Raw genomic sequence first — 10,644 nt, forward strand, 5'->3', positions numbered from 1 at the left:
GGGGAAGTACCAGGCATGTCCGCCAAAGGAGATCTGACGATAAGTCTGATCGGGCTCAGCGACCTGGCGACGGGGCTGAGATCGGTCAAGACGCGGATGGACGACACCGGGCAGGTCGATCGCGCTCTCGGCAACGGGGAGTTGGGCTCGTCCAGGGCGCATGACGCGCTCGACGGTTTCATGCACGGCTGGAAGGACGGCCGTAAGGAGATCGACAGCGGTCTGGAGAGCGTCGCGAAGATGGCGCAGGCCGTCGTGGACGAGCTCACCAAGACCGACCAGGAGCTGAAGGACGCGCTGGCCAAGCACGAGGGCGGCGGTCAGCCGTGACCGTGTCCTCTTCCGCCCCCTCCGGCACGTCGCCGGTGCGCGGGGTGAACATCCTGGTGCCCAGCTCCTGGTACGAGTTCGACATCCATCCGGCCACGCGCGACGCGTCGATACGTGAGGTCGTACGCGAACGGGTCCAGGAACGGCCGGAGTTGGCCGACTCCAGGACGGCGCTCATCCGCACGCTGACCCGTACGGCGGACGAGGCCTGGCAGACCGGGGTGCTGTACTTCGGCGCGCTGGCCGACCTGAGCGACGAGGCACCGCTGACGGCGAGCGTCACGATCGCGGTCCTGGAAGCCGACGACCGGGCGGACGGCACGGCGGACGGCGAGCGGCCCGGCGGCGGGGCAGGCGGGGCGGGCGGCAATCTGGCGGCGCTGGTGGCGGCGCTCAAGCCGGTCGCCGCGGGCCGCAGGCCGACCGACCCGTGGCGCCGGATCAAGCTGGTGGAGCTGCCGGACGCGGGTTCCGCCGCGCGCAGCGAGGGGATCGACGACATCGAGCTGCCGGACGACGACCGTACGGTCCGGATGGTGCTGATGCAGACCTTCGTACCGTTCCCCGGCGGCGACCCTCGGGTCGCGGTGATCAGCGGGGCGACCTCCCAACTCGCCCTCGCCGAGCCGATGCTGGAGCTGTTCGACGGCATCACCGAGACCTTCCGCTTCGTGTACGCCGACGACGACCCCGCCGGGTCCGCCGAGAAGGTGAGCTGAGCCGTGACCCGACCCACCGACTGGCACAATCTCGACCTCGACAGCGACCCGACTCCCGGTGACGTCTACGAGATCAGGGCCGAGGGCAGGCGCTTCCAGGCCTTCGCCGAGGACGTGGCGACCGTGCACTCGCTGCTCAGCAGCGCGGCCAAGGACCAGGCGCTCGCCGAGTGGAACGGCAAGGCCGCCGAGGCATTCCGCGGTCAAATAGGCAAGCTGCCTGGACAGTTGGGCAAGCTCCACGACTCCTACGGCGCGGCCGGCGACGCCTTGGTGACCTTCGCCGACTCGGTGGAGACCGAACAGTCCACCGCTGACGGCGCGTTGTCCCAGGCGCGCCTGTTGCGCAACGATCTGGCCGCCAAGCAGACCGAGTTGGCCCGCGCGCAGGTCGACGCGACCACGGCGGGCGACGCCAAGGCGAAGCTCGACGGCTCCAAGGGGTCAGCCGGAAGCGCCGGCGGGAACGTACCGCCGCCCGACCCGGACAAGGTCCGTCAGGCGGTCCGCAACGCCCAGCAGGCCGACGCCCACAAGGACCAGGTCGCGGGCCAGGTCTCCGGGATTCAGCAGCAGTTGGCCGAGCTGCGCAAGAAGGCGCAGGACGCCGGGACCAACCACGGCACGGCGGTGGATGTCCTCAAGAAGGACCTCGACCACGCCTCCGACGTCGGCATCCACAACAAGAAGTGGTACCAGAAGCTCGGGGACTTCCTGGTCAAGGCGTGGAGCGTCATCCTCCCGATCCTCAAGGTGATCGTCGCCATCGGCGGCATCCTGCTGCTGTTCATCGGCGGCCCGCTGGCCTGGATCGTGCTGGCCGCGGCCTTGCTGGTCTTCGCCGACACCTTGGTGAAATTCATTCAGGGCAAGGCGGGTTGGGGCGATCTGCTGTTCGCCGCGCTGGACTGCATCCCGGTGATGGGCAAGGTCAGCATGCTGGTCAAGGCGGGTGAGATCGGCAAGCTGAAGTGGGCGGTGAAGATCCTCCAGGCCGAGCGGAAGTACCAGAACGTCATCAAGGTGTGGAAGTACGGCGAAGACCTCAGCGGATTCCGCAAGGTCGCCTTCGGCTTCGCCAAGGGCCTGGGCAAGGACACCCTCAAGGACGCCATGAACGGCGGCTGGACGAACGTCAAGAAGAACTTCCTGGCCAACGTCGCGGGCAACACCATCGGCGCCGGGCTCTCCCCGCTGGTCGACAAGGGCTTCGCCAAGATCCCCCGGCTCTACTACAGCGGCCCGATCTCCGCGATGTCGGGCGCCGAACGCCGGGCGCTGGGCCACCTGTCGATGGACATGAACGGCCTGACGCAGCGCGGAAAGACGCTCATCGGCGCCACGAAGGGGCTGGTGACGTCGGTGACGAAGGAGACCGTCAAGAGCACGGTCTTCGGCAAGGACTTCACCATCGAGAACATCGGCTTCGGCACGCTCACCGGCTTCGGCAACTCGGGCGGCGGCTACCGCACCGGCCGGCACTGAGCGGGAGGTTCACCCGAGCGGGCCGGGTCCGGTTCACCGCCAGGAGCCGGACAGACCGGGGGCCGGACGGACCGGGGGCCGGACAGACCAGAGGCCGGACAGACCAGAGGCCGGACAGACCGGGGCCCGCGACCGCTACGAGCCGCGCCGTACGGCCACGTCGTACCGCGGGTCGCCGAAACCGGCGGCCCGCGCCCGGCGCAGCGCCTCATCGCCGATGTCCCGGATCGCCGGGCCGCCGCCGCGGGCCTCATCGGTCCGCTCGGCGGCTCCGGCGGCCCCGCCCTGCCTGACCAGGCTCACCCCGCGCGGCCCCGGCAGCGCGAGCACTCCCCCGATCCTGGGGTCGCCCGCGAACCAGACCTCGCGCTTGGCGTTCTCTCCGAGCACCCGCCGCCAGCGGCGGACGTCGGGGAAGCGGACCCGGATGCTCACGTCCTTGTCCGGGTTGTCGGGCACGGGCAGCCGGAAGAACGGCACGCCGTTATCGGCCACTTGGGCGACGCCGTCCAGGCGCTGCCAGGGGTAGACCTGAAGGACCCGCCAGTACCGCTTGTAGCGGGGCTGTATCAGGGCCCACCAGCCGAGGCCGAGCATCGAGGCCGTCATGAGGACGTACGCGAGCCAGGTGACGTCGATGTCGAGGAAGACGTCGAGGAAGGCGAAGACCAGGGCCCAGCCGGGGATGCCCGCGGCGCTGACGATCAGCAGCGCCCGCAGCCGCCCGCGGGACCGCGCGCACCACTCGCGCGTCGCCGGTTCCGCGACCGCGCCCTCGTACGTCACCCCGTCGTGCGTCACGCCCTCGTACGTCACGCCGTCGCGCGGCGCACCCTCGTAGGCCCCAGCAGGCACGGGAATTCCCCCTCGGGTGTGGGTGCGGCCATCGGGTCCGGCCGTCGGCGTTCGACCCTAGCAGTGCGGGTCTCCGGCGGCGCGGGCTCAAGCGCGGGCGCAAGCGAGGGCCGAACCGCGGGCTGAACCGAGGGCTGGACCGAGGGGCTCAAGCGACGATCCGGGCCGAGGGGCTGAACCGACGGCGCGGTACGTCACGGCTTGCCGTAATCGGCCGCCCACGGGTTGAGTTCGGCGTACTGCTGCTTCCAGGCCGTGCGGTACTGGGCCGCCAGCGGCGGGGGAAAGATCGCCAGGACTTCGGCGACGCGCTCGGGGGTGGCGCCGTCGAGCAGCCACGGGATGTAGCGCGGCGCGAGGCCGAGGCCGATCTGATTGCGCTGGCTGTCGGCGAACAAGGCCCAGTCGGCCGGGGACAGTTCGCGCTCGATGAGCGGCAGCGCGTCGCTCTCCTCGTGGCTGAGGTGGGCGTTCAGTTCGGTGGCGAAGGCGTCGGCGGCGTCGCCGAGGGCGGTGTGGCCGCCCTGTTCGTCGGCGAGCGCCGCGTCGATCGCGGCGATCAGCGGGTCGATCCGGTCGTGTTCCGCCTCCATCGCCTCAAGGAGTTCGAGGTCGTCGGGGCGGTCGGCGAACTGGCCGCGCAGCTTCGGCCACAGGACGTCGTCCTCGGCCGTGTGATGGATGGTCAGGAACCGCTTGAACAGATCCCACCCGAAGTGGGTGGCGGTGAGCCGGGACGGGTCGTCGCCCGTGACGGCGGCGGACTTGGCGATGATCGCCACGTCGCGCCGCAGTCCGTCGTGGAAGGCGTACATCATCGTCAGATCGACGGTCTCGCCCGGCTGGTGCGGAGTGGTCATCAACGTGTCTCCCTGGAACTAGGTGAACCAGTGGATCAGGAGGAATCGCCACACCGAGGCTATAGTCAGCCTGCCGAATCGTCAATCCGCATATCTATCCGTGAGTTGAACCATTTCCGAGCCGAACCGAGCGGCTACTGAAGCTCCTTGACCACCTTCAGCGCGTCCCCGATGTGCCCGCCGATGTTCATCATCGAGGAGAACGCGTGCCGGACGACGCCCTCGCGGTCGATGACGAAGGTGACGCGGCCGGGCACGACGCCCAGGCTCGTGGCGCCGTACTGCTTGCGGACGGCCTTGTCGGTGTCGGCGAGCAGGATGAAGGGCAGTTCGTGGCGGCCGGCGAACTTCTCGTGCGTCTCGACCGAGTCGGAGCTGACGCCGATCACCTCGGCGCCCGCGTCGGTGAAGCTCTCGTAGCTGTCACGGAAGCTGCACGCCTCGGTGGTGCAGCCGCTGGTGTTGTCCTTCGGGTAGAAGTACAGCACCACGACCTTCTCGCCCAGCACATCGCTGAGCGTGACGGGCTTGCCCGTCTGGTCGGGAAGGGTGAAGTCCGGTGCCTTGGCGCCGACGTGAAGAATGGCCATGACGTCTCCTCGGTGGGATACGGTCGGGAATGCGGGTCGGGAATGCGGTCGGGGATGCGGGCCGGGTATGCGGGTCGGGGGACACGGTCCGCGAGGGGCGTCGGGGGCGGAAACGGTACGGGCGGCCCGCGCGCGACAGCCGGTGGTCAGACGTCCGCGCGCAGCATCTTCGTGAGCAGCGCCTTCAACTCCGCCCGGCCGTCGGTGCCGAGCCTCGTGCCCATGTCGGTCTCGGCGGCCTCGACGGCCCGCCGGGCGGTGGCCAGCGCGTCGCGCCCCGCGTCGGTCAGCCGCAGCGCGTACCGCCGCCGGTCGCGCGGGTCGCGCTCGCGCACCACCCGGCCCGCGCTCTCCAGGTCGTCGACGATCTGGAGGATCGCCTGCTCGCTGATGCCGAGCCGCCGGGCGAGCCGCTGCTGCGAACTCGCCTCGTCGGCCAGGACGGTGAGCGCGCCGAAATGCCGCGCCTGGAGGCCGACGTCGGTCAGCGCGTCCTCGATCCGGCGCCGTACGAAATGGTGGGCCTGGGCGATCAGCGGGCTCGTACGCCGTACACCGCGCTCGGGCGGGGTACGGGCCAGCAGGGTGCTCAGCAGCGCGTCGAGGCGGACGCGTTCCGCGGCGGTCAGGGCCGCGGTGAGGTGGTCGTCGCCCGCGGCCATCGCGGGTTCCATGGCCTTGACGGCGCTGCGGCCGTCGTCGGTGAGGGCGAGGACGTACGAGCGGCGGTCGCCGGGGTTGCGGGCGCGGGTGACCTGGCCCGCCTGCTCCAGCCGGTCGATCAGCTTGACCATGGTGGTGCGGTTGATGCCGAGCCGCTCGCCGAGATCCTGCTGGGAGTACGTGACGGGGGCGTCGAGCGCGTCGAGTATCTGGAAGTCGCGCGCGCCTGAGGCGCCTTGGCCCGCCGCGACGCCGAACTCCGGGGCGAGGTGATCGGCGACCCGGTTGGCACGGATGTGTGCGCGGCGCAGAAGATGCGCCGCGTAGACGGCGAGGGCGGGCGGCAGTTCGGCGTCCGCCGTCTCGACACTGAGCGCGTAGTCGTCCACCCGGCACCTCCGCAGGTGAGGGTAGCAGGGACGGCCACCTGACCGGCCGTCAGGTACGGCGGACGGCCGGAAGGCGCTCGGCCCGAAGGCACTCGGTCCGAGGGGCGGCCCGAAGGCGCTCGGCGCGGCGGACGGCCGGAAGGCGCTCAGCGCGAGGCGAACGGCCGGTCGGTCGGCACGATCTCCTTGCCCAGGGGCATGAGCGACAGCGGGATCAGCTTGAAGTTGGCGATGCCGAACGGGATGCCGATGATCGTGACGCAGAGCAGCACGCCGGTGACGATGTGGCCGAGGGCCAGCCACCAGCCCGCGAGGATCACCCACAGCACATTGCCGACGAAGGAGCCCGTGCCCGCGTCCCGGCGCTCGACCGCGGTGTAGCCGAACGGCCAGAGCGCGTAGACGCCGATGCGGAAGGCGGCGATGCCGAACGGGATGCCGATGATCGTGACGCAGAGGATTGCCCCTGCCAGGACGTAGCCGAGGAACATCCACACACCGCAGAGGATGAGCCAGATGACGTTCAGGATGGTCTTCACCGGTGGCCTGCCATGTCTTCGAGGCGGGAGATGCGTTCTGCCATCGGGGGATGGGTCGAGAAGAGCTTGGAGACGTCGCCCGCGCGGAATGGACTGGCGATCATCATATGGCTGGCGGTCTCCAGGCGCGGTTCGGGCGCGAGGGGCCGCTGCTGTGTGCCCGTTTCGAGCTTGCGCAGCGCGGAGGCCAGGGCCAGCGGGTCGCCGGTCAGGCGCGCGCCCGAGGCGTCGGCCTCGTACTCCCGCGAGCGGGAGACGGCCAACTGGATGACCGAGGCGGCCAGCGGGCCGAGGATCATCAGCAGCAGCATGCCGAGGATGCCGGGGCCCTCGTCGTCGTCGGAGCGGCCGATCGGGATCAGCCACGCGAAGTTGACCAGGAACATCACCACGGAGGCGAGCGCGCCCGCGATCGAGGAGATGAGGATGTCGCGGTTGTAGACGTGGCTCAGCTCGTGGCCGAGGACGCCGCGCAGCTCGCGCTCGTCGAGGATGGCCAGGATGCCCTGGGTGCAGCAGACCGCCGCGTTGCGCGGATTGCGGCCGGTCGCGAAGGCGTTCGGCGCCTCGGTGGGCGAGATGTACAGCCGGGGCATGGGCTCGCGGGCGGTGGTCGAGAGCTCGCGCACGATCCGGTACAGCTCGGGCGCCTCGAATTCGCTGACGGGGCGGGCGCGCATCGCGCGTAGAGCCAGCTTGTCGCTGTTCCAGTACGCGTACGCGTTCGTCCCCACCGCGATGACCAGGGCCACGATGAGTCCGGTCCGGCCGAAGAAGCTGCCGATGACCAGGATGAGGGCCGACAGACCGCCGAGGAGTACGGCGGTCTTCAACCCGTTGTGCCGGCGGTGCACGGTGCGCCCTCCAAAGTGTGCGTCGGGGGGAACCTCTCCCCCTAGGAGAACCTCCTGCCCACAACAACGCCACCCGAGCGCCGCTAGTTCCCTTATGCGCACGCAGCGCTACCGGCGCGGGGCGTACGGATACGGCCCCCGGCCGGTCGGGGCCGGGGACGGACGTGCTGGTCAGAGGGCCGGAGGGAGGGCCCGGTCAGAACAGCGAGCCCTGCGCGTACCGCAGGACGAGCTGCGGCGCGCCGGACAGTGCGACCCCGGCCAGCGCGGTCAGCGTGATGGCGGCGACGAGGCCGACGGGCGTACGGGCGACGGGTACGGCCGCGAGCGCGCCGCCGGTCGTGACGCCGCTCGCGCCGCCGGTCGTGACCGCGCTCGGGGATTGCTCGGGGGCGCCCTCGGGGCGGGTGAAGAGCAGCGCCGTCCAGCGCAGGTAGTACACGAGCGCGATGACGACGTTGACGGCCATGATCACCGCGAGCCAGCCGTGCTGGGTGCCGACGGCGGAGGAGAAGACGGCGACCTTGGCGAACAGGCCGATGACGCCCGGCGGCAGTCCGGCCAGGCACAGCAGGAAGAAGCCGAGCGCGAGGGCGGCCAGCGGGCGGGTCGCGTACAGGCCCCGGTAGTCGCTGAGCCGGCCCTGCGGGGCGGTGCGCGAGACGAGGGCGGCCACGGCGAAGGCGCCGAGGTTCACCACCGCGTACATCAGGGCGTACGCGACGGTGGTGCCGATCTCGTGCGCCGGGTCGGCGGCGGAGGACGCGGCGGCCAGCGGCACCAGCAGATAACCCGCCTGACCGATGGACGACCAGGCCAGCAGGCGTACGGCGCCGCGCGGCACGCCGGGCCGCTGCCGGAGCGCGCCGACGTTGCCGACGGTCATGGTGAGCGCGGCCAGTACGCCGAAGGCCGGGCCCCACACGTCGTGGTAGGGCTTGAAGGCGATGACCGACACCAGGATCAGGCCGGAGAAACCGGCGGCCTTGCCGACCACCGACAGATACGCGGCGACCGGCAGCGGCGCGCCCGCGTAGGTGTCGGGCACCCAGAAGTGAAAGGGGGCCGCGGCGAGTTTGAAGGCGAACCCCACCAGAGTGAGGGCCGCGCCGACCTTCGCCACGGTGACGAGTTGCGCGGGCGCGTGCGTGAGGCCGTCGGCGACGGCGGCCAGGTGCATGGTGCCGGTGGCCGCGTAGACGAAGCTGATGCCGAGCAGCGAGACGGCGGTCGCGGTCACCGAGGACAGGAAGAACTTGAGCGCGGCCTCGCTGGACAGCTTGTCGCCGCGCCGCAGGCCGACCAGCGCGAAGGCGGGCAGGGTGGCGACCTCGAGGGCGACGATCAGGGTCGCCAGGTCGCGGGAGGCGGGCAGCAGCGCGGCGCCGGAGGCGGAGGCGAGCAGCAGGAACCAGTACTCGCCCGCCGGGAGGTCGTCCTGGGTGTTGACCGACAGCAGGGCCGTGAGCAGCGCGCCGCCGAGCACCAGGGCCTGGATGACCAGGGTGAAGTGGTCGGCCGCGTACGAGCACCCGCCGCCGCCCGCGGGGAGGTCGGCGGCGGTGCCGGGGTGCACGACCGTCACGCAGAAGGTGGCGTGGCGGCCCGCCCGCAGCGGGATCAGGGCCAGTGCGGCCAGGACGAGTCCCGCGACGGTGATCCAGGCCAGCAGTTCCTTGCGGGCCTTGGGCAGGAAGAGGTCGGCGACCAGGACGACGAGGGCGAGGACCGCCGGGATGGCGGCGGGGGCGAGCGCCGTCCAGTCGACGGACTGCACGAGGGACGGCATCAGTTGCCTCCGAGGAGGGTGTGCACGGCCGGATCGGTGAGGCCGAGCAGGACGGCGGGCCACAGTCCGGCCAGGACGGTGAGCGCGGCGAGCGGCGTCCAGGCGGCGAATTCGTACGCCTGGACGTCGGCGAGCGCGGGCTGCGCGTCGACGGTCTCGCGGTCGCCCATGCAGACCCGGCGGACCACGACCAGCAGGTAGGCGGCGGTGAGCAGGGTGCCGAAGGCGGCGACGGCGGTGAAGGTCAGATACGCGGGGCGGCTGAGGCCCGCGGCGGGTTTGAAGGCGCCGAACATCGACAGCATCTCGCCCCAGAATCCGGCCAGGCCCGGCAGTCCGAGGGAGGCGACGGCGGCGAAGGCGACCAGGCCGCCCAGGCGCGGCGCCTTGCCGTAGAGCGCGGCTCCCGTGGCGCCGGCGAGGGTGTCGAGGTCGCTGGAGCCGTATCGGTCCTTCAGGGCGCCGACCAGGAAGAACAGCAGGCCGGTGATGAGGCCGTGGGCGATGTTGGCGAAGAGCGCGCCGTTGACGCCGGTGGGGGTCAGGGAGGCGATGCCGAGCAGGACGAAGCCCATGTGGCCGACGGAGGAGTACGCGATCAGCCGCTTGAGGTCGCCGCCGTTGCCCCGGCGGGCCAGCGCGAGGCAGGCGAGCGAGCCGTAGACGATGCCGACGACGGCGAAGGCGGCCAGGTAGGGCGCGAAGGTGTGGATGCCGTCGGGGGCCATCGGCAGGACGATCCGGACCAGGCCGTAGGTGCCCATCTTCAGCAGCACGCCCGCGAGCAGCACCGATCCGACGGTGGGGGCGGCGGTGTGGGCGTCGGGCAGCCAGCTGTGCAGCGGCCACATCGGGGCCTTCACGGCCAGGCCGAGGCCGATCGCGAGGACCGCGATCAGTTGCGTGGAGTGACTGAGTGATGACCCGTTGTCAGTGGCGAGTGCCACCATGTCGAATGTGCCCGCCTTCACGCCGATGAGGAGCAGGCCGAGCAGCATGATCACGGAGCCGAGGAGGGTGTAGACGATGAAGCGCAGTGCGGATCGCTCGCGGTCCCCGCCGCCCCAGCGGGCGATGAGGAAGTACATCGGGATGAGGACCGTCTCGAAGGCGAGGAAGAACAGCATCAGGTCGAGCACGGCGAAGGTCGCCAGCGTGCCCGCTTCCAGGAGCAGCAGCAGGGCGACGAACGCCTTGGGGCCGGGGCCCGCGGGCATTTTGAAGTAGCTGTAGAGCGCGCAGAGGAAGGTCAGCAGCGCGGTCAGGACGAGGAGGGGGAGCGAGATGCCGTCGACGCCGAGGTGGAGATGGATCTTGAGCGCGGGGATCCAGTTGAGGTCGGTGGTGGCCTGGGTCCTGGCGGGGTGGTCGTGGTCGAAGCCGGCCGCGAGGACGATCGCCAGGACGAGTACGGCGCCGGTGACGGTGACGCCGTGCCGCAGGACGGCCTGGCCGGGGTCACGGCCCTTCAGGCCGGGCGGCGGCGGGAGCAGGGCGCCGACCGCGCCGAGCAGCGGCAGCACGAGGAGTGCCGCGAGGACGTACTGGAGGGCGGTGTCGTTCACTTCGGG

Annotated in this window: 11 protein-coding genes; 3 read left to right on the top strand and 8 right to left on the bottom strand. The window is 70.9% G+C overall.

What is annotated here, in order from left to right; all coding sequences use genetic code 11:
- Positions 1-15: 15 nt before the first annotated feature.
- From ACFY9V_RS27840 to ACFY9V_RS27850, 3 genes are read left to right on the top strand one after another with little or no spacing between them, the layout of a single operon-like run.
- Positions 16-330 (top strand): hypothetical protein, encoded by a 315-nt coding sequence (locus ACFY9V_RS27840; protein ID WP_355340301.1) that lies wholly within the window; start codon positions 16-18, stop codon positions 328-330.
- On the top strand, positions 327-1,049 hold the full coding sequence (locus ACFY9V_RS27845) for a hypothetical protein (protein ID WP_391163453.1): 723 nt from the start codon (positions 327-329) through the stop codon (positions 1,047-1,049). The genes ACFY9V_RS27840 and ACFY9V_RS27845 overlap by 4 nt, the downstream gene beginning before the upstream one ends.
- 3 nt (positions 1,050-1,052) lie before the next feature.
- Positions 1,053-2,534 carry a putative T7SS-secreted protein gene (locus tag ACFY9V_RS27850; protein ID WP_391163455.1) on the top strand — a complete coding sequence of 494 codons (1,482 nt, stop codon included), beginning with the start codon at positions 1,053-1,055 and terminating at the stop codon, positions 2,532-2,534.
- Positions 2,535-2,669: 135 nt separating this feature from the next.
- On the opposite strand, the gene ACFY9V_RS27855 is transcribed toward ACFY9V_RS27850, so the two are convergent.
- From ACFY9V_RS27855 to ACFY9V_RS27890, 8 genes are all read right to left on the bottom strand, one after another.
- On the bottom strand, positions 2,670-3,389 hold the full coding sequence (locus tag ACFY9V_RS27855) for a hypothetical protein (RefSeq protein ID WP_391163457.1): 720 nt from the start codon (positions 3,387-3,389) through the stop codon (positions 2,670-2,672).
- A gap of 194 nt (positions 3,390-3,583) precedes the next feature.
- Complete coding sequence (locus tag ACFY9V_RS27860) at positions 3,584-4,249, bottom strand: hemerythrin domain-containing protein (RefSeq protein WP_355340313.1); 666 nt, start codon at positions 4,247-4,249, stop codon at positions 3,584-3,586.
- Positions 4,250-4,383: 134 nt separating this feature from the next.
- Positions 4,384-4,839, bottom strand: coding sequence for a peroxiredoxin (locus tag ACFY9V_RS27865; RefSeq protein WP_355340316.1), 456 nt, complete (start codon positions 4,837-4,839; stop codon positions 4,384-4,386).
- A 146-nt stretch (positions 4,840-4,985) separates the two neighbouring features.
- Positions 4,986-5,891, bottom strand: coding sequence for a MarR family transcriptional regulator (locus ACFY9V_RS27870; RefSeq protein ID WP_355340319.1), 906 nt, complete (start codon positions 5,889-5,891; stop codon positions 4,986-4,988).
- 146 nt (positions 5,892-6,037) lie between these two features.
- Positions 6,038-6,430 carry a YccF domain-containing protein gene (locus tag ACFY9V_RS27875; protein WP_391163459.1) on the bottom strand — a complete coding sequence of 131 codons (393 nt, stop codon included), beginning with the start codon at positions 6,428-6,430 and terminating at the stop codon, positions 6,038-6,040.
- On the bottom strand, positions 6,427-7,284 hold the full coding sequence (gene htpX / locus ACFY9V_RS27880) for a zinc metalloprotease HtpX (protein ID WP_188284004.1): 858 nt from the start codon (positions 7,282-7,284) through the stop codon (positions 6,427-6,429). Before htpX ends, ACFY9V_RS27875 begins: the two co-directional genes overlap by 4 nt.
- A gap of 196 nt (positions 7,285-7,480) precedes the next feature.
- The gene (locus tag ACFY9V_RS27885; RefSeq protein WP_391163461.1) at positions 7,481-9,073 is read right to left on the bottom strand and encodes a proton-conducting transporter membrane subunit; all 1,593 of its coding nucleotides are present in this window, start codon (positions 9,071-9,073) and stop codon (positions 7,481-7,483) included.
- Positions 9,073-10,638: an NADH-quinone oxidoreductase subunit M gene (locus ACFY9V_RS27890; protein WP_355340330.1), complete on the bottom strand. Its 1,566-nt coding sequence runs from the start codon at positions 10,636-10,638 to the stop codon at positions 9,073-9,075. Before ACFY9V_RS27890 ends, ACFY9V_RS27885 begins: the two co-directional genes overlap by 1 nt.
- Positions 10,639-10,644: the final 6 nt, after the last annotated feature.

It is taken from the genome of Streptomyces sp. NPDC008317 (assembly GCF_042955955.1).
GTDB lineage: Bacteria > Actinomycetota > Actinomycetes > Streptomycetales > Streptomycetaceae > Actinacidiphila.